Annotated in this window: 18 protein-coding genes and 1 other annotated feature; of the genes, 5 read left to right on the forward strand and 13 right to left on the reverse strand. The window is 52.4% G+C overall.

The window, feature by feature from the left end; genetic code table 11:
* The first annotated feature begins 4 nt into the window (after positions 1 to 4).
* Positions 5 to 871, forward strand: a complete 867-nt coding sequence (locus tag KJB30_RS09285; protein ID WP_214298364.1) for a carotenoid biosynthesis protein — start codon at positions 5 to 7, stop codon at positions 869 to 871.
* Positions 872 to 991: 120 nt separating this feature from the next.
* On the opposite strand, the gene KJB30_RS09290 is transcribed toward KJB30_RS09285, so the two are convergent.
* From KJB30_RS09290 to KJB30_RS09315, 6 genes are all read right to left on the reverse strand, one after another.
* Positions 992 to 2,326, reverse strand: coding sequence for an amidohydrolase family protein (locus KJB30_RS09290; protein ID WP_214298366.1), 1,335 nt, complete (start codon positions 2,324 to 2,326; stop codon positions 992 to 994).
* 106 nt (positions 2,327 to 2,432) lie between these two features.
* A complete protein-coding gene (locus KJB30_RS09295) occupies positions 2,433 to 3,989 on the reverse strand; it encodes a 2-isopropylmalate synthase (protein ID WP_214298368.1) in 1,557 nt (518 codons plus the stop codon).
* A gap of 66 nt (positions 3,990 to 4,055) precedes the next feature.
* Positions 4,056 to 4,285 (reverse strand) — a binding site (T-box leader).
* 89 nt (positions 4,286 to 4,374) lie between these two features.
* Positions 4,375 to 5,079: an ABC transporter ATP-binding protein gene (locus KJB30_RS09300; protein WP_214298370.1), complete on the reverse strand. Its 705-nt coding sequence runs from the start codon at positions 5,077 to 5,079 to the stop codon at positions 4,375 to 4,377.
* The gene (locus KJB30_RS09305; RefSeq protein WP_214298372.1) at positions 5,079 to 5,846 is read right to left on the reverse strand and encodes an ABC transporter ATP-binding protein; all 768 of its coding nucleotides are present in this window, start codon (positions 5,844 to 5,846) and stop codon (positions 5,079 to 5,081) included. The genes KJB30_RS09300 and KJB30_RS09305 overlap by 1 nt, the downstream gene beginning before the upstream one ends.
* Positions 5,846 to 6,757 carry a branched-chain amino acid ABC transporter permease gene (locus KJB30_RS09310; protein WP_214298374.1) on the reverse strand — a complete coding sequence of 304 codons (912 nt, stop codon included), beginning with the start codon at positions 6,755 to 6,757 and terminating at the stop codon, positions 5,846 to 5,848. The genes KJB30_RS09305 and KJB30_RS09310 overlap by 1 nt, the downstream gene beginning before the upstream one ends.
* A gap of 15 nt (positions 6,758 to 6,772) precedes the next feature.
* Positions 6,773 to 7,648, reverse strand: coding sequence for a branched-chain amino acid ABC transporter permease (locus KJB30_RS09315; protein ID WP_214298376.1), 876 nt, complete (start codon positions 7,646 to 7,648; stop codon positions 6,773 to 6,775).
* A 297-nt stretch (positions 7,649 to 7,945) separates the two neighbouring features.
* Here KJB30_RS09315 and KJB30_RS09320 point away from each other — a divergent pair, with 297 nt between their 5' ends.
* Together KJB30_RS09320 and KJB30_RS09325 are read left to right on the forward strand one after the other, a co-directional pair.
* Positions 7,946 to 8,560 carry an OmpH/Skp family outer membrane protein gene (locus KJB30_RS09320; RefSeq protein ID WP_214298378.1) on the forward strand — a complete coding sequence of 205 codons (615 nt, stop codon included), beginning with the start codon at positions 7,946 to 7,948 and terminating at the stop codon, positions 8,558 to 8,560.
* A 45-nt stretch (positions 8,561 to 8,605) separates the two neighbouring features.
* Positions 8,606 to 9,043: an FKBP-type peptidyl-prolyl cis-trans isomerase gene (locus KJB30_RS09325; RefSeq protein ID WP_214298380.1), complete on the forward strand. Its 438-nt coding sequence runs from the start codon at positions 8,606 to 8,608 to the stop codon at positions 9,041 to 9,043.
* A gap of 48 nt (positions 9,044 to 9,091) precedes the next feature.
* Here KJB30_RS09325 and KJB30_RS09330 read toward each other — a convergent pair whose 3' ends face one another.
* The 3 genes from KJB30_RS09330 to KJB30_RS09340 all read right to left on the reverse strand — a co-directional run bounded on the left by KJB30_RS09330 (position 9,092) and on the right by KJB30_RS09340 (position 12,303).
* The gene (locus KJB30_RS09330; protein ID WP_214298382.1) at positions 9,092 to 10,981 is read right to left on the reverse strand and encodes an ATP-binding cassette domain-containing protein; all 1,890 of its coding nucleotides are present in this window, start codon (positions 10,979 to 10,981) and stop codon (positions 9,092 to 9,094) included.
* Between the two features lie 65 nt (positions 10,982 to 11,046).
* Complete coding sequence (locus KJB30_RS09335; RefSeq protein WP_214298480.1) at positions 11,047 to 11,205, reverse strand: hypothetical protein; 159 nt, start codon at positions 11,203 to 11,205, stop codon at positions 11,047 to 11,049.
* 21 nt (positions 11,206 to 11,226) lie between these two features.
* Positions 11,227 to 12,303, reverse strand: a complete 1,077-nt coding sequence (locus tag KJB30_RS09340) for a threonine aldolase family protein (protein ID WP_214298384.1) — start codon at positions 12,301 to 12,303, stop codon at positions 11,227 to 11,229.
* A 186-nt stretch (positions 12,304 to 12,489) separates the two neighbouring features.
* Here KJB30_RS09340 and KJB30_RS09345 point away from each other — a divergent pair, with 186 nt between their 5' ends.
* Positions 12,490 to 13,371, forward strand: coding sequence for a L,D-transpeptidase (locus KJB30_RS09345; protein ID WP_214298386.1), 882 nt, complete (start codon positions 12,490 to 12,492; stop codon positions 13,369 to 13,371).
* Positions 13,372 to 13,474: 103 nt separating this feature from the next.
* On the opposite strand, the gene hemB is transcribed toward KJB30_RS09345, so the two are convergent.
* On the reverse strand, positions 13,475 to 14,449 hold the full coding sequence (hemB, locus tag KJB30_RS09350) for a porphobilinogen synthase (RefSeq protein ID WP_214298388.1): 975 nt from the start codon (positions 14,447 to 14,449) through the stop codon (positions 13,475 to 13,477).
* 220 nt (positions 14,450 to 14,669) lie between these two features.
* On the opposite strand from hemB, the gene KJB30_RS09355 reads away from it, so the two are divergent.
* A complete protein-coding gene (locus KJB30_RS09355) occupies positions 14,670 to 15,965 on the forward strand; it encodes an OmpA family protein (protein ID WP_214298390.1) in 1,296 nt (431 codons plus the stop codon).
* Between the two features lie 84 nt (positions 15,966 to 16,049).
* Here KJB30_RS09355 and KJB30_RS09360 read toward each other — a convergent pair whose 3' ends face one another.
* The 3 genes from KJB30_RS09360 to KJB30_RS09370 form a co-directional block, all read right to left on the reverse strand.
* Positions 16,050 to 17,309 (reverse strand): lactate racemase domain-containing protein, encoded by a 1,260-nt coding sequence (locus KJB30_RS09360; protein ID WP_214298392.1) that lies wholly within the window; start codon positions 17,307 to 17,309, stop codon positions 16,050 to 16,052.
* A gap of 115 nt (positions 17,310 to 17,424) precedes the next feature.
* A complete protein-coding gene (locus KJB30_RS09365) occupies positions 17,425 to 17,667 on the reverse strand; it encodes a YtxH domain-containing protein (RefSeq protein WP_214298393.1) in 243 nt (80 codons plus the stop codon).
* A gap of 96 nt (positions 17,668 to 17,763) precedes the next feature.
* On the reverse strand, positions 17,764 to 20,736 hold the full coding sequence (locus KJB30_RS09370; RefSeq protein WP_367618958.1) for an NAD-glutamate dehydrogenase domain-containing protein: 2,973 nt from the start codon (positions 20,734 to 20,736) through the stop codon (positions 17,764 to 17,766).
* Positions 20,737 to 20,763: the final 27 nt, after the last annotated feature.

Raw genomic sequence — 20,763 nt, forward strand, 5'->3', positions numbered from 1 at the left:
TAACATGGATCATTTTCTGGAAATCCTTATCGGCACGTTTACCATGCGCCCCTATGTTTTCGCTTTTTTCGGCGCCTTTCTGCTGGCTTGCGTCCCCCACGTCGGCTGGCGCAGGACCCTCACCTTTACCGTGGTCGGCTACCTGATCGCCTTTTCATCCGAATGGCTTTCCATCAACACCGGCTTTCCCTACGGCTGGTATTATTACATCGACACGACCAAAACACGGGAATTGTGGATTGCCGGCGTTCCCTTCTTTGATTCCCTTTCCTACGTTTTCCTCACCTACTGCAGTTATGCCACTGCGCTGTTCATCCTCTCCCCGCTTAAAAGCTGGCGATGGAATCTGGTTACTCTCGAAACCCGCAGTATCAGGCGCTCCATACCGGCGCTGGTCCTGGGAGCTTTTTTGCAAACCTTCCTGGACATAGTTATTGATCCTGTGGCGCTGCAGGGACATCGCTGGTTCCTGGGGCAGATTTATGGGTACCGCGAGCAGGGCATCCACTTTGGCGTACCGCTTTCCAACTATGGAGGCTGGTTGCTGACAAGCCTGGTGCTGGTAGCGGCTTTCCAGCTGATCGATGCCAGACGTCTGAGTGAGGCGCCAAAAGGAATCTTCAACCTTCCCTTCCGCTCACTGCTCGGGCCGGTGCTCTACCTCTCTGTGCTGCTGTTCAACCTGGGTGTAACTCTTTGGATCGGGGAGACATTCATGGCCCTGGCCGGTATCCTCATGTACACCCTGCCAGTGGTGCTGGTAGTCGTTCTAGCGCTGCAGCGGGTGAATCGTTATACCAAGGCCGACCTTGGTGAACATGTACGGGATTACCCCTGGACATCTGCAGGACGTGCAGGAACAAATCTCTGACTTCTGTCCCTGACTTCCTGCATCACCCGGCCGCCTTCAGCAGGTACAGGCTCCTAGGAAATTTGTCAGCGTTGAGAATTTAATTTTTTTGCTACAAAAAAGAATATGAGGGATAAGGGTTTACTGGAGGTTAGGGGAAGGAACAACCGATGCGTCGATTTGGCGCCTGCGAAAAAATGAATCCTGAAAAGTTGCTGCTGCATAACGATCACCAGCCAGATAGACATCTTCCAGCATACCGTGAAACAGAACCCGTTCAAGCACATCCCGGGTGCCCTCTCCACCAATTTTGACCACCTGAAAATCAGCCCGCTTACCCGGTTCCAGCGAGCCGTGAGTTGCACCGATACCAAGTGCTTCGGCGCCACCGATGGTTGCCATATGAAGGACATCAGCCGGAGAGAGTTCACGGGAAAAGGTATTAAGGGCAAAGCGCATTTCATCCCACAGCGAAAGTGTATCGTTGCTGGCCAGGGAGTCGGTGCCCAGGGCAAGCGGAATCCCCAGCTTGCGCAGCAGGGCCACCGGTGCACGCCCCACGTCAAGCCGTTCATTGCTGCGGGGGCAAAGGACGACACTCACACCACGCTGCTTCAATATCTCCGCATCACCCAGGGTAAGATGAACACAGTGCACAGCCAGGGTGGATGGTTTCAGAAGACCGGCCCGGTCAAGCAGCTCTGTAGAGCTGCAGCGACGTGGCGGAGTCAGATGGCGCTTCCAGTCAAGGAAAGGAAAGAGCTCTTCCGCAAGCGGTCCGTTGCTGTTGAAGATAAAATCTGTTTCAGCAGCTGATTCGGAAATATGGATGGCAAGGGGCAGGTTATCGGAGACGGCGGAGATCCGCGGGAGAAACGTCTCTGCAATGGTATAGGGAGTATGGGGCGAAAGTCCTGAGTGTAATTGCCTGTCACTTGCCGTTGAGCATGCTTCCAGCGCAGCAGCAAGCATGCGGTTGAAGTGGTGTTGGTCCTGTCCGATTATCTCGAAAAACAATCGTCCCGAAAGGAGCGAAGACCGGTAAAGTTGTGCGTGTGCTGGATTGTTGACAATCTCGCCGATTGCCGTGGTACCTGATTCCAGGCACAAACGGATTCCTTCCGTTATTGATGAAGGGATTTCCTCCGCTCCAATACCACGCCTGATCTTGATCAGCTGAATCATCCAATCCACAAACCGCCGGGGATTGTAGTTCACATTGGTCCGCAGGCGCCAGGCCGGGAAATGAGTCAGCTCCAGATGAGTATGGGCATTGACAAAACCGGGGAGAATGGCACAGTCCGGATATTCAATTACCGGCACCTGATGATCCCTCTTTAGTTCTTCAAGCAGACCACTCGCCTTGATCACACCATCCTGTACCAGAATTGCTCCGCCTGATAGTGGAGAAACATGAGGCGAAACAAGCCAGGAGGCGGCTGCGATGAAGCTGCTATATCGGGAAAGTGGTGTCATGTGTTGAAGCTTTCCATGTTTCCTGAATGTTGTCTACCTAAAATTATTATCCACTAAAACGTAAAGGGCGACCAATGGCCGCCCTTTTTACATCAGCTGCTTCGAATCAGACCCCTTCGGTGAGCCTTCTTTGCTTATAGCTTAAACGATTGAGAGCGTGAATGTAGGCTTTGGCCGACGCTTCGATAATATCGGTGGAAGAGCCCTTTCCAACTACCGTATGAGTCGCATCTGCCACGCGCACAGTGACTTCTCCCTGGGCATCAGTGCCGCCGGTGATGGAGCCGACGTTGTACTGCATCAGCTTTGCTTTGGTTTTGGTCAGCTTTTTGATGGCCTTGAGAGTGGCATCAACCGGTCCGTCTCCAAGCTCGGCCGTACGCACAGCAAGACCATCGATTTCCATCTGCACAGTAGCTGTGGCTACGGCGAACGAGCCGCAGGTCACAGTGATATGTCCCAGCTTGTATTTTTCCTCTTCGCGCGCCTCATCAGCCACGATAGCATCAAGGTCTTCGTCGAAAACCTCTTTCTTCAGATCAGCCAAGGTCTTGAACCGCTCAAAGGCCCGGTTGAGCTTTTCATCATCCAGCTCGTGCCCTAACGCTTCGAGACGCTGCTTGAAGGCATGGCGTCCCGAGTGTTTGCCCAGCACCAGGGCACCCGCGGAAAGGCCAACGGACTCCGGCGTCATGATCTCATAAGTGGATTTTTCCATCAGCATGCCGTGCTGATGAATGCCTGCCTCATGGGCAAAGGCATTGGCCCCGACCACGGACTTGTTAGGCTGAACAGCTATACCGGTAACGGTAGTCAGCAGGCGGCTGGCGGGGGTGAGCTGCTCCGTAACCACATTGGTCCTGAAAGGAAGGATATCCTGACGGGTACGCAGGATCATGACAAATTCCTCCAGGGAGCAGTTTCCGGCCCGCTCACCGATTCCATTTATCGTGCATTCGACCTGGCGTGCACCGGCCTGAATGGCAGCCAGGGAGTTAGCCACCGACAAGCCCAGGTCGTTGTGACAGTGGACCGAGATAACTGCCTTGTCGATGTTGGGAACATTGTCTTTCAGGTATTTGATGATGTTGAAGTACTCCACCGGAATAGTGTAGCCAACCGTATCAGGGATGTTGACGGTAGTTGCACCGGCATCGATGACCGCCTCGACAACTTCGGCAAGGAATGGCAGGCGGGTGCGCACCGCATCCTCGCAGGAAAATTCCACATTGGCGGTATAGGATGCTGCGCGCTTGACTGCCTTGACTGCGGAGGCCAAAACTTTGTTCGGCTCCATCTGAAGTTTATATTTCATGTGAATATCGGAAGTGGCGATGAACGTGTGGATTCGTCCCCGCTCACCGGCATATTTCAACGCTTCCCAGGCACGATCAATGTCTTTTTCACTGGAACGGCAGAGTCCTGCGATCTGTGGCCCCTTGATACTCTGGGCTACCAGCTTGACCGCTTCAAAATCGCCTTCCGAAGCGATGGGAAACCCGGCCTCGATTACATCCACGTTCAGCTTCTGCAGCTGTTTGGCCAGACGCAGCTTTTCATCGATGTTCATGCTGTTGCCCGGTGCCTGCTCGCCATCCCGCAATGTGGTATCGAAGATCCTGATTATCTGGCGATCATCTTCCTGCTTCTTTGCCTTTGCCATTCCGTACGCTCCTTTCGCTGGTTCCTGCTCTGCTGTTGGTGAAAATAAAAATGCCTTCGCCCCTGTGCAAGGGGCGAAGGCATCATGTGCGTTCGCGGTACCACCCTAGTTCATCTGTCGATAGTTGCATGACAGACCTCTGTCACCCTTAACGCGGGAGAACGGCTCCAGCTAGCTGCTTCAAGTTCACTGGAACGGCTCCAAGGCGAGTTCATCGTCTGCGCTTGCCGGTTCGCACCAACCACCGGCTCTCTGGGAAGCTCACAACGACTACTACTCCTCTTCACTGCCTTTCGAATATTGGGAGATCATAAAAAAAACAGCCTGACAAAGTCAAGCTGTTTTATTTTTCAACAAAAATTTCACATTGATCAAACAAGTAGTGTCACTCACCCAGGTAAGCTTTTCTGACTTCCGGATTACTGGCCAGATCGGAAGCGGAGCCGGAGAGAACTACCTCTCCAGTTTCAAGCACATAAGCACGGTGTGCAATGGAAAGTGCCATGGATGCGTTCTGTTCTACCAGCATGATGGTCGTTCCAGTTTTGTTGATTTCCACGATGATTTCGAAGATCTTCTCGACCAGCATGGGGGCCAGTCCCATGGAAGGTTCGTCCAGCAGCAACAGACGGGGGTTCGACATCAGCGCACGCCCCATGGCCAGCATCTGTTGCTCACCACCCGAAAGTGTCCGGGCAGCCTGCTTGCGGCGCTCGGCCAGGCGGGGGAACAGGGTGAAAGCGCGTTCGATTCCCTGCTTTATCTCCTGCTTGTTGGAAAGGATGAACCCGCCCATTTCAAGATTTTCCTGCACGCTCATGCGGGCAAATACACGACGACCTTCCGGCACCTGAGAAATCCCCTTGGTGACGATCTGGTGAGCAGGCATGCGGGTGATGTCTTCACCTTCAAAAGCTATGCTGCCGGTGCTGGAAGAAACAATACCGGAAATGGTAGTAAGGATGGTGGTCTTACCGGCGCCATTGGCACCGATCAAAGCGACGATTTCACCCTGGTCAACCCGGCAGGAGACCTGATGCAACGCACGGATGGCTCCGTAATAGACGGAAAGATTATCAACTGTCAGCATCAGTGAGCCCCCTTGCCAAGATAGGCTTCAATGACCGCAGGATTCGAACGAACCTCTTCAGGACGTCCATCGGCAATCTTTACGCCGTAATCAAGTACCGCAATGCGGTCCGAAAGACCCATCACAAATTTCATGTCGTGCTCTACCAGAAAAACCGTTACTCCGGCTTCCCGGATATTCTTCACCATAGTCAACAGGGTCTGCTTCTCCTGGGGATTCATGCCGGCTGCCGGCTCATCCAGCAGGAGCAGGGCAGGTTCGATTGCCAAGGCGCGGGCGATTTCCAGGCGGCGCTGTTCACCATACGAAAGGTTGCAAGCCAGATCAAATGCCCTGTGAGCCAGATCCACCTTTGAGAGACAGTGAATTGCCAACTCCAGCAGACGCCCTTCCTCCCTGCGTACTGCAGGCAGAAACTTCAGCAGCGCGCCACTCAGGTTCCAGTTTCCACGAGTATGGGCACCGATCAATACATTATCCAGCACGGTCTGCTGGCTGAAAAGACGGATGTTCTGGAAGGTGCGGCCAATGCCCGAACCTGCGATAACATACGGCGGCCGTCCCGAGATGTTGGTACCCTTGAAGCTAATTTTTCCCTCAGTGGGGGCATAGATACCGGTAATCAGGTTAAAAATGGTGCTCTTGCCGGCTCCGTTCGGCCCGATCAGAGCCAGAATCTCTCCCTCTTCGACCTCCAGATTGACACCATTTACTGCCACCAGACCGCCGAAGCGAATAGTAGCCTTATCAAGTTTGAGTAGTGCCATTACTGCCCCTCCTGCTTATGGGTCGCAAGATGAGGCTTGACCCCCAGCTTGCGCAGCACCAGATCGGTGAAATTGACACCACCAAGCAGACCGTTGGGGCGGAAGACCATCAGAAAAACAAGCAGAGCTCCGTAGACCAGCATGCGGTACTGGGACATGAAACGCAGGAATTCCGGAGCAGCCGAGAGGATGGATGCGCCGAACACCGCACCGGGCACGCTGCCCAGGCCGCCCAGTACAATCATGCTGAGCATGTCGATCGATTTAAGGAAACCGAAATCGGAAGGATTGATGTAACCGAGAAAATGGCCATAGAGACAGCCGCCGATGCCAGCCAGAAAAGCGCTAACAGCAAAGGACTGCACCTTGTAGCGGGCAATGTTGATGCCCATGGATTCAGCTGCGATCTCATCGTCGCGTATCGCCATGAGCGCCCTGCCGAAGCGCGAGTTCTGGATGAAGGCCGATGCGATGATGGCCAGCACGACCACGATCAGCACAATGATCGGCATGGGCAAAAACGAAGGGGGGAGCGGAACCGTCAGACCGAGAGCCTTGTTGGTAATGTCCAGGTTGAGAAACACTACCTTGACGATTTCGGCAAAGCCCAGGGTGCAGATGGCCAGATAGTCGCCGGAGAGGCGAAGAATAGGCCAACCGATCAGCGCAGCAACAACAGCCGTTATCGAACCGCTTAACAGAATCGTCAGATAAAAAGGAAGGCCAAGCTTGATGGTCAGCAACGCTCCGGTAAAGGCGCCGACACTCATGAATGCAGCGTGTCCAAGGGAGAGCTGGCCGGTCAGCCCGGTGATGATGTTCAACCCCAATGCCAGGATGATGCCGATTCCAATGTTGACCAGAATCTGCAGAAGGTAAGGGTCGATTGAATTGACAAGATTATTGAGCATTTTTATAAAACCTTCTCAAACTTTTTTCAGAATTTTCCGCCCAAGCAGACCTGTAGGGCGTACGAGCAGTACCAGGACAAGGATTGCAAAGGCAATGGCATCGCGGTAGGACGAATAACCGATGGCAACCCCGAAGACTTCGGCCACTCCCAGCAGCAGGCCGCCCAGCATGGCGCCGGGGATCGACCCTATCCCTCCCAGTACTGCAGCAGCAAAGGCTTTCAAACCCGCCATCAGCCCCATGTTGAAGGAGACTGAGTTAAACAGAAGCCCAACCAGTACCCCACCGGCTGCTGCCAAAGCGGAACCGAGGGCAAAGGTGAAAGAAATAACAAAATTTACATTGATGCCCATCAGGGCGGCAGTGTTGTAATCTTCAGACGTAGCGCGCATCGCCTTGCCGATTTTTGTTTTCTGGACGATGAACTCCAGGGCAAGCATCAAAAGGGCTGACACGCCGATAATCAGGAGCTGCAAGGTCGATATGTCCGCGTTTCCGATGTGCAACTGTCGGGCAGGAAACGCTTCACTGGGAAAGCCCTTGGCATTGGCGCCAAAAACCATCATGGCCAGGGAAGAAAGAAATATGGAGACCCCGATGGCTGAGATTAGGGCCGAGAGACGTGACGACTTGCGCAGGGGACGGTAGGCGATGAATTCTATCACCACGCCCATTATCATGCAGAACGCCATGGAGCCGGCCATGGCAAGGAAGATGTTGAGCTTGAGAACGCTCACCAGCAGCAGGCCGACAAAGGCACCTACCATGAAGATTTCACCGTGGGCGAAATTTATCAGAGTAATGATGCCGTACACCATGGTATAACCGAGTGCTATCAGGGCGTAGGTGCTGCCCAGTGCAATGCCGTTGATAAGTTGCTGTAGAAACATTGTGCCCACCATGTACCGGAAGTTGCCGATTATGTGAAGAATTGATCGTCAGAAAATGAAACGCGTTTTTTTAACATAGTGAACAATGGCTCTGCAAGCTAATTGTCTGACCAATTTGATAAAGTATGGCAACAATTAAAAGACGTAATACCATTTTAATTATAGAAAACTTTTCATCAAACCGAAGGCTTCAGGTTTGTCGCCTGCAGGTTCTTTCGGAAAAGGAGGTTGTCACCAGGCCCAAAAGGCATTACTCTTTACAACTGCTTTATTCATTTCCAATTGAAGAGGTACAAGATGATTAAATTTAAAAAACTGGCGCCGGCCCTGCTGATCTGCGCCCTGCCGATGATGAGCGCAGCCGCGGAGACTGTTCCGGCTGTAGAGGGGCAAAAACCTGCGCCACTACAGTCCGTTCCACCCACCAAACCACAGACTCCGGAAAAGGCAGAACAGCAGCTGCGGGTCGGCTATGTGGATCTGTCAAAACTCAATCAGGAATCGGATCTAGGAAAATCAGCCCAAGCACAGGCCAAAGAGATGCAGAAGAAGCTGCAGACACAGATCGAAACCCGCAGAAAACAGCTCGACAAACAGAAAGCTGCCCTGGAAAAGAAATTCGACACCCTTTCACCAGCCCAGAAGGAGGCCAAAGCCAAGGAATTCCAGAAGAAGGTGGAGGAGTTTCAAACTTTCGGCATGGGGAAGGAAAAGGAGTTGCAGACCTTGCAGGACAAGCTGCTGACTGATCTTTCCAAGTCCTTTGAGGAGGCCGCTGTGGAATACGGCAAGGCCAACAAGCTGGCGCTGGTGATCGTAAAAAGGGAACTACTCTATGTCTCAAGCGCTGTTGATGCCCAGGACGTAACCGATGGCGTGCTGGCACTGCTTAATTCGAAATCAAAAAAATGATCAGTTGAAGCTCGGGTTCGGGATAAATAACAAAGGGGGTAGAAAATGAAAAGAGCAATCAAAATAGTGGCAGGATCTCTCATGATGGCAATGCTTGCGGTACCTGCATTTGCCGCAAAGGATGCACCCAAGGCGGGCAAAACGGTGACAACTGCTTCAGGACTCAAATATGTGGATGTGGTGGTGGGAAAAGGGGCTTCACCGGTAGCCGGAAAGCAAGTCACAGTGCATTACACCGGCACTTTGGAAAATGGCAAGAAGTTTGACAGCTCTGTTGACCGCAAAGAGCCCTTCAAGTTCACCATCGGTGTGGGGCAGGTGATCCCTGGCTGGGATGAAGGTGTCATGACCATGAAAGTCGGCGGCAAGCGCAAGCTCATCATTCCCTCCAAGCTGGGCTACGGCCCGTCCGGGGCAGGCGGCGTAATTCCACCGAACGCGACCTTGCTGTTTGATGTGGAATTGCTGGACGTGCAGAAATAGCCTTACAATCAAAACGTAGGGCGGGTTTTGAAACCCGCCCCTACATAATCATCCTTTCAACGAGTCCAGCTCTTCCCACCTTCGGTAAGCCTCTGCCAGTTCCAGTTCCAATGATTCAAGACGCGCGTTGATTGCCGCAATCTCTGCACCGGCAGATTTATAAAAATCAGGATCACCCAGGGTAGTGTGCAGTTTTTCCTGTTCCTGCTCCAATCGTGCGATTGTATCGGGCAAAGATTCCAACTCACGCTCTTCTTTAAAGCTCAGTTTGCGGGCTCGTTCCTTCTGAGGCCTGATCTTCTCCTGGGCCGGCTGGGATTGCACCTTGACTGCTGCCTCCTCGTCGCCAGTCTGACGCAGCCAATCGTCGTAGCCTCCAACGAACTCGCGCACCTGGCCGTTTTTTCCCACTGCCAAAGTGCTGGTAACGACGTTGTTCAGAAAGTCACGGTCATGGCTCACCAACAGGAGTGTTCCGCTATAGTCCAGCAGCAGCTCTTCCAACAGGTCCAGAGTCTCCACATCCAGGTCATTGGTTGGCTCGTCCATAACCAGTACATTGGACGGCTTGGTAAACAGCTTGGCCAGCAGCAGCCGGTTCCGCTCACCACCGGAGAGGATGCTGACCGGGCTGCGGGCTCGTTCCGGGGAGAAGAGAAAATCCTGCAGATAGCCGATGATGTGGCGGCTGACTCCATTGATGATCAGGGTGTCATTGCCTTCTCCCACATTGTCCTGCACCGATTTATTCAGATCCAGTTGTTCACGCATCTGGTCGAAATAGAGAACCTCGCGGCGGCTGCCGAGCTTGATCTGGCCGGCCTGGGGCTCAAGCTCCCCCAGCAGCAGGCGCAGCAGGGTTGTCTTGCCCGATCCGTTGGGGCCGATGATGCCGATGCGATCACCGCGCATTATGGTGGTGGAAAAGTCTTTGATAATCGGCCGCCCCTCATAGCTGAAGGAGATGCCTTGGGCTTCTGCCACCAGTCCTCCCGAGCGCTCGGCCTCCTGCAGCTGGATCCGTGCCGTTCCCAGCCGCTCACGCCGCTGGCGGTGTTCTTCACGCATTTTTTTCAATGCACGAACCCGTCCCTCATTCCTGGTGCGGCGGGCCTTGATGCCCTGGCGCACCCAGGCTTCTTCCTGGGCCAGTTTCTTGTCAAACAGGGCCTGCCGCGTGACTTCTGCAGCCAGAAGTTCTTCACGACGCTCTACGAAAGCGTCATATCCGCAGGAGAATGCATACAACCGCCCCCTGTCCAGCTCTGCTACCCGGTTGGCAAGCTTTCTGGCAAAGGCGCGGTCATGGGTGACAAAGAGCAGGGTCTTGACCTGCCGCAGCAGGAATTCCTCCAGCCAGAGGATCGTTTCGATGTCCAGATGATTGGTAGGTTCATCCAGTACCAGGATGTCCGGCTCTGCCACCAGGGCGCGGGCCAGCAGGGCCCGACGTTTGGTCCCTCCTGAAAGACTGAAAAAATCTGCGTCAGCATCCAGCTGCAATCGGTCCAGCACCTGGTTAACCGCCTGATGCAAATGCCATCCTCCAGTAGCTTCCAGCTCATGCTGCAGGTTCTCCAACCGCTGGAGAAGTTCACTGCCGCCCTCCAGGGCCAACTTATGTGCCACATGATGATATTCAGCCAGAAGCTCGGCCGCATTGCCCATACCGGAAGCAACCACATCAAAAACAGAACCCCCTACCCCTGGCGGTACCTCTTGCGATACCAGGGCCACCCGCAGCCCCTGCTGGCGGACTACCTCCCCCTGTTCGGGCCCTAGCTCACCGCTGACCAGCTTGAGCAGCGTAGATTTTCCGGTGCCGTTACGCCCAAGAAGACAGAGCCGGTCGCCAGGCTCGATTTGCAGATCAATGCCATTGAAAAGCGGCGGCCCCCCAAAAGCCAGGCCTATGTTGCGAAGTGTAAGCAGTGCCACGAAAACTCCTTGAAATAAATCCCTCAACCGCAGTGCATTGGGTTCTGCGGTAGCTCCGCCTCGATTTAATAAATTACGATGTAACCATGATCCTGGGCGATCTTGGAAATCTCCAGAGTATCCTTGATCTGATAGGTCTTACCTTCAAGGCGGAAGATGTAACCACCTTGACCATCAGGTTGAGCATCAGCCAAAAGCGCCTCAAATGTAGCAGTTTTTATCATGATGTCCTCCATACCGGGTAATCAGCTGATCAAAAGACTCGCTTGACGAACAGCTGCGGCCAATTGTTGTATATCTTCGCGAGAGGTCTGCCATGAGCACATGAAACGAGCTCCCCCCGCTCCGATGAAGGAATAGAAATGCCATCCGGCATCATGCAACGCCTGGGAAACTACTGGCGGCATTTCCACAAAGAGTGAGTTGGACTGGCAGGGATGCATGATACGAATGCCCTTGATGTCGGCCAGTTCTTTCTCCAACAAACGAGCGCAGCTGTTGGCATGGCGTGCATTGTCCAGCCAGGCTCCACTCTCGAGCATCCCATTCCAGGGAGCAGCCATGAAACGCATCTTTGAGGCGAGTTGGCCTGACTGCTTGCAACGATATTCAAACTCGTCCGCCAATTCCCGGTCGAAAAATACCACCGCCTCACCGAGCGCCATACCGTTTTTGGCTCCCCCCATACAAAGCACATCAACCCCGGCTTTCCAGGATATGTCGGCTGGATGACAGTCAAGAGAGACTACGGCGTTGGCAAAACGCGCACCATCCATGTGCACCCGCAGGCCGTGGCGCCTCGCCAGATCCGTGGCAGCAGCTACTTCTTCCGGGGTGTAGACTGTCCCCAGTTCCGTACTCTGGGTCATACTGAGCACACGCGGCTTGGGATAATGGATATCAGTACGACGGATAATTAACTGCTCGACTGCCTCCAGGTCAAGTTTGCCGTCGACTCCGGATGCAAGCATGATCTTGGTACCATTGGAAAAAAATTCTGGAGCACCGCATTCATCTGTCTCGATATGAGCCATTTCATGACAGACAACACTGTGGTAAGACCGGCAGAGTGCGGCCAGGGCCAGGGAATTTGCTGCGGTGCCGTTAAAAACGAAAAAAACCTGACAGTCGCAGGCAAACAGCTCGCGGATATTCTGACAAGCTCGTTCTGTCCACTTGTCGTTTCCATATGAGGGAACAAAACCTCTGTTGGCTTCATTCATAGCCTGCAAGGCCTGGGGACAGATACCGGCATAGTTATCACTTGCAAATTGGTTGAAGATTGGTATCTCAGGAACTGAAGTAGCGAGTGTGTCGGTCATAAATGGTCCTCATACTGAAGTGTATTGAATTATGCACAGACTGCAGAAAGTCAGAAAGGCCCTTACCGTACCACGCAAGCAGCTGATATGCCAAGCATTATGGGATGTGCACGGACTAATGCTTGATCAACTTCGCATTAATGAGTAAAGTACTTCTTTTATTTTCTGCAGCAAGAGGATTTTTTAATGCGATACAGTCGGATGCGGCTCTCTCACAGACTCGTCCTGATCTTTTTTGTAACAACTCTGCTTGTCTCAGTAACTGTCCTGCGAGCACCATCACTTACCTCAGAACCGGCTGCATCTCCACTGGACAAGGCGAGGGAAGATCTCTCACGCGTCGAATATCCCAGCCTGCAATCAATAAAATGGCATCCTCATTTTATCAAGCCACATGAGACGCTTGAATCTCTTTTTGGCGAGGATTGGATCTGGGTAGCCCGCTTCAATCGCATCGATCGCCGCCATGTCTATCCGGGCATGACCATCAAGGCTCCTGATTCGATCGACGATATCCGTGACTATACCCCCTTACCTCTTCGTTACGAACCTGCCCGGCGCCATGAGAAATATATCCTGGTGGACATAACCGAGCAGTGGATGGGAGCCTATGAACGTGGCAAGCTGGTATTTTCCGCGCCCGCGGCTACCGGCAAAGCAGGCACCGAAACACCGGTCGGCATTTTCCACATCGACGCACGACACCTTACCCACACCTCATCGCTCTACAAAACCGCAAACGATGAAGACCAGTACCCGATGGACAACGCCATGCGTTTTCATATCGGCAGCGATAATGTCTCCTATTGGCTGCATGCACGGGATCTTCCCGGGCGCCCGGCATCCCACGGCTGTATCGGCCTCTACGATGAAGAGATGCAAAACCGGATGTTCGGCACCCCATCACGTCCGGTGCTGCTTGACTCGCAGAAACTTTATGAGTGGGCCGCCGGAGAGTCCGAGTACGGCGATGATTATGGTGAACTTGACGAATTGGAGGATGGGCCCGTGGTCGAAGTGCGTGGTACCCTGCCCCGCTACCTGAACCCGGGATTGCCGGCGACCTGAGATAAATAGCAGCAGTTGATGTCAACCTTTTTATCATAATAAAAAGCCCCGTTTAACCTTGTGAGCAAGGGTAAACGGGGCTGAAGTAAAATGTAAAATAGGCTTATTTTTTAAGCCAGCGTGCCACATCCTTGGCGTGATACGTAATAATGATATCAGCACCCGCCCTTTTGAAGCCTGTCATCGTTTCCATCACAACACGCTCTTCTTCGATCCAGCCATTGGCTGCCGCTGCTTTGATCATGCTGTACTCCCCCGAGACGTTATAAACCGCCAGAGGCAGATTGTACTCATTGCGCAGATCGCGCAGGATATCCAGATAGGGCAGTCCAGGCTTAACCATTATTATGTCTGCGCCCTCCTCGATGTCTGAAGCCGCCTCCCGCAACGCCTCCAACCGATTACCCGAATCCATCTGGTAGGAGCGGCGATCCCCAAACTGGGGGGTTGATTCGGCCGCCTCCCGGAATGGGCCGTAATATCCCGAGGCGTATTTAACTGCATAGCTCATCACCGGAATAGCATCATAGCCATTTTCATCGAGTACTTCACGAATGGCAGCCACCCTTCCATCCATCATATCCGAAGGCGCTACCATATCGGCACCTGCCTTGACATGTGAAAGTGCCTCCTTTGCCAAAAGCTCCAGAGTAGAGTCATTGTCCACGTCACCGTCGATGATCAGACCGCAATGACCATGATCCGTGTACTCGCAGAGGCAGACATCGGTGATCACAGCCAGACCGGGAACCTCTCGTTTTATGGCACGGATGGTTTCCTGAATAATACCGGTATCCGAGTAAGCGTCACTCCCTACGGAATCCTTTGTTTCGGGTATGCCAAACAGCAAAACCGCTGGAATGCCGAGTTCCTTTACTTCTTTAGCCTCTTCTACAATATGTTCAATAGATTGCTGGTAGATTCCGGGCATGGAAGAAATTTCTTTTTTGATCCCAGTGCCAAAGGCTGAAAACATGGGGTACACCAGATCATTAACAGAGAGGGTGGTCTCTCTAACCATCCGCCGAAAGGTCTCATTTCCACGGATTCTACGGGCCCTGAATTGCGGAAAATACATTTTACATCCTCCCTCGTAAGACTGATTGAACTTTTAAAAGTGTAATGCATGCTGCCTGTAAAAAGCAAGCGCCCCAGACGCAAGCATGCCATGTTTTGGCTACTCGACGAGCATGGACTTTCTCTCCGGCCGTTTCAGGCTTGAATTTAAAAAAGTAAAATGGTAAAAACAATTTCATTTTAACTGCAGATGTACACATCAACTAAAACAGGAGGAAAACATGAAGAAGAAATTAACACTGCTTTTAGCTGGCTCTCTCATGGCTGTCGCAACCGCTGCAACAGCAGCCAACATGCCGGAAACTTTTTACTTATCACCCGTCGTAGGTGGTTATACCTTTGAAGGCAAGCAACATATCAAGACTGCTCCCGTCTACGGCCTCAAACTCGGCTACAATTTCACCGAGCATTTCGGCCTTGAAGGTGCATTTGATTATGCCGCCACAGAAACCACCCGGACCAACAAGGACCTTTCATTTTACAAATACGGCGCTGACCTCATCTACAATTTCAGACCTGCCACAAACCTCGTACCATTTATCGCTGCAGGTTATGGCGGGTACAATTTCAGCGGCGCTGGCCTGGACAAAAAAGCACGCCCTGCTTTCGACTACGGTCTGGGCTTGAAATACTTCCTGAACGACAATTTTGCGATTCGCGGAGATGTGCGCCACGTCATTGCCTCTCTGAATAACGAAGTTCACAACAGAAACGCACAAAACATCGAGTACACTTTGGGCGCTTATATTCCCTTTGGTGGTACACAGCCTGTTGCCAAGGCAGTTGCTGCTCCGGCAGTTGAGCCTGCTCCTGCTCTCAAACCGGTAGTCGTGCCTCCTCCAGCACCGGCTCCCCCTGCTGACAGTGACCGCGATGGCGTTATCGACGAGAAAGACAAATGCCCCAACACGCCTCAGGGCGTAGTAGTTGATGCAGATGGCTGCCCTGTGGATGCAGACAAGGATGGCGTTGCCGATTACCTTGACAAATGCCCCGGCACTCCTGCAGGAGCGAGCGTAGATACTAATGGCTGTCCGCTGGATTCTGATAAGGATGGCGTGTTTGACTATCTGGACAAATGTCCTGATACACCGGCCGGCGTAAAAGTAACTGCAGATGGATGCCCAGTGCCTGTTGCAGCGCCCCAGAAACCTGCTGCTGAAAAATATTGCAGCAAACCGGCTGTAGTTGATGTTCGGTTCGCAACCGGCAAGGCTGCTGTTGATCCCAAGTTTCAGGATGATCTCAAAGCTCTGGCCGATTTCCTGAAAGAATTCCCAAAAGCTAAAGGTGAAATTTCAGGCCATACCGACAATGTTGGCGGAAAAGCCATGAACCAGAAGCTTTCCCAGCAGCGCGCAGACAGCGTCAAGAAGTTCATCGTAGACACCTACGGAGTTGACGCCAATCGCATTACCACCAAAGGATACGGTTTTTCCAAGCCGATTGCCGACAACAAAACTGCAGCAGGCAAAGCAAAGAACCGTCGCATCGAAGCAAACTTCACCTGCGAATAACTCGCACCGCCTAGAATGCAAAAAGGCCCTTCCTGAATTTTCTGGAAGGGCCTTTCTAATTGATGGACCAACTGAAGTAACGACCTACCTGCAGACCGGAAGAATGCTGCCACCTTCAGGCATCACCAGCACCTTCCACCCCTCCGGCAACATTCCCTCAGCCATATTCAATGCCTCATCCAGGGAAGTGGCGGGCATCATCCCCATCGACTCTACCTGATGACTACTTAAACGTGACACCAGGATTACCTTGAAGCGCTGAGCTTTTTGCAGTGTGGAATAGGCTGTCTGACCGTTGATTTCGTAGCAGGCCCGTAAAGCAGCCTCAAATTCATCCAACCGCTTGTGCTGAAACCAGTTGAAAAAAGTTTCATTACCAAAACCATCCCGGCATTCAGCCAAAAGGATCATCACTCCACCATCACAAAGCGCCTGGGAAGCATATTCCATGGATTTATGTGCCTGAATGAAGTTGATATCTTTGGGAAACCCGCCACAGGAGACAATAACCATATCCGCTTTGGAGTCTACCGGATAGGCAAAGTGCTTTTGATAGAACCTGCATCCCGCTTCGTGGGCGGTCTGCCAGTGGCCCGCGTAGGCGGCAATGATTCTTTTATCCAGCGAAAGAACTGTATTAAAGATAAAAGCGGGCTTGGCCATGGCACATGCCTCAAGCATGGCATGGTGCACCGGGTTGTTCTCTAGAGTGCCGGTGGTGGCCAAAGGATTCTTGCCACTTCCAGGTAGAGGATTGAGAACTGCAAAATGACTGGCCATGCAGGCCTGTCGACTGGCAATACCAGGCATCACCGATTTTCTGCCACCACCGAAACCGGCAAAGTAATGAAAGCCGATCACCCCGGTCAAAATCAGCCTGTCAGCCTCCACAGCACGGCGGTTGATGCTGACCTCAATACCATTACCGGTTTTGCCCAGAACAACAAGATTTCTCGGATCATCGCAATCATGATCAATGACTTTGACACGACCATAAAGCGGTCCAAGAATCTTTTCATGCTCATGAGAAGTTTGGCTGCGGTGGATTCCAAGAGCGATCAGAACCTGGATATCCTTGTCCGGGATACCTTGTCGATTGAGACGCTCAACCAGCAGGGGAAGATAAATTTCACTGCCTGTGTAACGAGTGATGTCGGATGTAACAATCACTACTTTTTCGCCAGGATTAAAACCGGCAATGATTGCCTGGCATTCATCCAGTGCACGTGAAATGATTTCCCGCGGGGAAGTCGACGGCAGGTCAAGAGCCGGTTCTATAACCCCGGCCAGACGGTGAGAAGGAAGGTTTAGCGGAAACGAGGCAGAGCCATATTTAAGGTACATGATGTACACCCTTATTCGTCAACCGGTAATAAAACGGGGATGCACAAGATAAGGATGCTGCAGCAATCCTCCCGTACATCCCCGTTAGATGATACGCCATCTGAAACCGGCGGGATCAGATCCAGGCATCTCCGCCATCATACTCAAACTCTTCCGGCTTGGACTTTGATGCTACTTTAAACTTTGCTTCGCGGGCAAGGCGCTTCACCTTTTCCGCAGCGCTTTCCCCGATCTCTGAAAGTTGTTCACGGACCTCACGGCCTGATTTGGGGGTCAGCAGAAGTGCGGCGGCAGTACCGAGAACGGCGCCGGAGACAAAAGCTATCACAGCTGCTGCGGCATTATCGTTGGAAGACATGGCAAACTCCTTTAACTGTGGTGTTTATGGTGTCAGACTTCAGTATACAAGGATTTGTTTCTAGCACAGCCGGACATGGTAATAAAAGCACTTTTTTCAAAGAGTCCGTGCCAAATGCCTCCTGACCATCTCCTCAAAATCCGCATCACGATTACCTGTGTACACCAGAGAGGAACCTATTTCAGCGGCAAGAATTGCACACAGATACTTGATCGGCAGTTTTCTGATCCGCCTCCTGAATGGAGACTTCTGCAACAGGGCCGGCAGATGGCTGAGTACGGTCTGTCGGAAAGGTCGCTGCAGGCATAACTCCGGTCGTGCTGAAAAAAATTCGAAAAGACGAGTATAGAAGCCATTGATGTTGTGGCTGATTGTATCGGAGATCTCGGTATATAGTAGCGTTCCTCCATTCTCGCGGTAGCGCTGCAGGATAAGGCGTGCTTCATCCTCGGCCCTTTTTTCCAGGATGGTCAGCACATCCCTGACATATTGCTCCTTGTGCTCCAGGAACTCCCGTTCAGAAAGCAGCAGATTGGCAATAATTTCGTAGGAGGAGGAGATCACGCCACACTTGTTAGCCGAGGCATCCCGCATGATCACAACGCCCTGTTTCTGGAGTTGCACTCTCGCATCAGGCGTAACGTACGAGTTGGCTCCTTCAACGATGACCCGGGAGGTGGCTTTACCCCGCTCATCCAGAAAAAGGTTCCAGTTTTGACTGTCGATAGTTTCCGGCCGACCGCCGGCTGGAATAAACAGGTCTGCCTTGGTAGTAAAGATCAGGCTGTTATACTCGCGATAGAATTCATCGATATCCAGCCATTCCTCAAGCAGCACGCCGCCAGTACGGGTGACCTTACGATGGGTTTCTCTAAGTCCTTCCATGCGTCTACCGGTGCGGTAGAGAATAAAATCTCCCTCACCGAGAGACTCGGGGCTGAAAGCATCGAGATCGTGAGCCAGGCACAGGCGCTGCAACTCACTGCTCTGTATACCGCGGGAGGAATACACAGCAGCAGTGCCATCAAGGATCAGGCGCACCTGCAGACCTGGAGCTGATTCAAGCAATATGCGCAGAGAATTGCCTGCCACATCGCCATTTGGGCCACCTGTCATCTTGAGTGAAAAAACATCGCGTGTGAGATCTATACCTGCCACATCTGCCATGGTGATACGGGCAAAAGCAACCACGCCGGTTGAGGTCACGCCATATTCCTTGTGATTGATGCCGATACGCTTGCTGGACATGATGCCGATACCGAGGATATAGCCGCGCTTTCGGGAGAGATGGGCAATAGCTTCAATCATGGCATCGTGCATGTTTTCATCAGGCCCAAGCTCGATCGGCTCGTCATCACGGTAATAATCAACCACGCGCGGATCCCGAACGTGACCTTTTTCAGTCACAAAAATATCCAGAAATGCATTGATAATGCCGTACTGCAATTTATAAAGCCGGCAGGTTTCCTCTTCACTGTTCGCTTGATCGAGATCCGAGGCATCAAGCACCAGCCCCATTTTGGAGCCCCCCTCATAAATATCCTTATTCTTGAGGTGCTGGGTGTTAGCCAGAACGTAAACTTCACGGAAAAGAGTATTGGCCGCGGTAATAAAATCGTCTGCACTACGCGCAATGATAGTTCTCCATCCCCCCCTCGCAATATCAGAAAACCCAACATGATAACCTGAGCCAAAACGGCTGAAAAAGAATGTGACCCGGAAAGGAAGTGCTTCGGGCAAATCGGCAGTAAATTCATTACCCAGCTTGCGCAAATAGGCCGGATCCAACCTGAAAGCCAGCGCCTGTTTCTCAACAACAAAAAAGTTTGTTTTAAGGCAGTGGGTGATCATCAACAGAGAGCAACGGTAGACCGTGCGGCGGATATCATCCAGCCAACGATGCCCGGTATTGTAACCCTCCACCATCGCTTCTGTTTCAGCGAGCAATGGCGCGTAAAGGGACTCACGGTTCTCCAGTTGAGGAGTGAATCGTGTCCGGAACAGACGAACCATGAGTTGCCCCATCTCGGGATGATCGTAAAAGGCACGCTGCACATCCTCCAAGCCAAAACGCTCAGGCTGGTTATGAGCCAGACTGGTATGACAAAAAGCAATGAAGGCGTTGATCAGAGCGGCATCTTCACCCGACAGCAGCCCCACTGTCACGAAATCACGATATACGGCTGAATTGGTGGCAATGATCTGGGTGGTGCAAAGCTCACTGGTGAGACGTGCTGCCAAATCACTGCCAGGCGTCAGATCCTCCCCCTGACGACTGACCACGAAGAAGGAACCAAGAAAATAGGGATGGATCCCATTGGAAATGGTCTGGCAATAAGCCCTGCGAATGCCGATATCCAGACGGTTAAAAACCTCAAGCACCTGCAGCAGAAAGTCCTCCTGATGTGGATTTCCCACCGCAAAGAGCACTCGTGTTTCCGATCTCCCCTCCCGCTTGATTTCACTGATGTCCAGAAATAGACCACCGGTGGCATTGCCACGGTCAAAGAGCCAGATCAGCCAGGCAATGCGTGATGGAGGTGACATCAGCAAGTAATTTTCATTATTCAACCAGAGTATTTTCAGCAGCATCTCAAGCCGGGTCAGATCAAAATCGGGAAAGGTGGTGCGAAGTTCCGCACGTATTCTGCGCACCAGAGCGGCCGGGATGGCAACTTCCCGCTTCAGATCTATTTCGCTGTTCGGCCGGCGGTCGAACTCGAAACGCTGCACCTCCAGTTCTTCCTCCATACCGGGCATGGGGGCGTTGGAATGAGAGAACATGGCATAGGATATTTTTCTTTCACCGACGCGGCGCAAGGTGTCGTAAAGGGAGCCGGGAAGATTCACACAGGCCAGAACGAGCAAGGTGTCACGATCCACCAGTATTACCCTTTGGTTCAGTCGCAAACGGGACATGCCACGCGCCAGCCAGGCCAGCGAATCCTGTTCATCGGCCATGGCTTGAAAAAAATAAGGGCTCATGTGCTGTTGAAGCCATGATGCATTGGCCTCGGCAACCTTGCGTTCCTGGCTGGCAGTACGTCGAATGATTGCAGGCAGATCCACGTTAACCTCCTGATGAAGAGAGAATGA

It is taken from the genome of Pelotalea chapellei, from assembly GCF_018531195.1.
Classification (GTDB): Bacteria; Desulfobacterota; Desulfuromonadia; order Geobacterales; family Pseudopelobacteraceae; genus Pelotalea; species Pelotalea chapellei.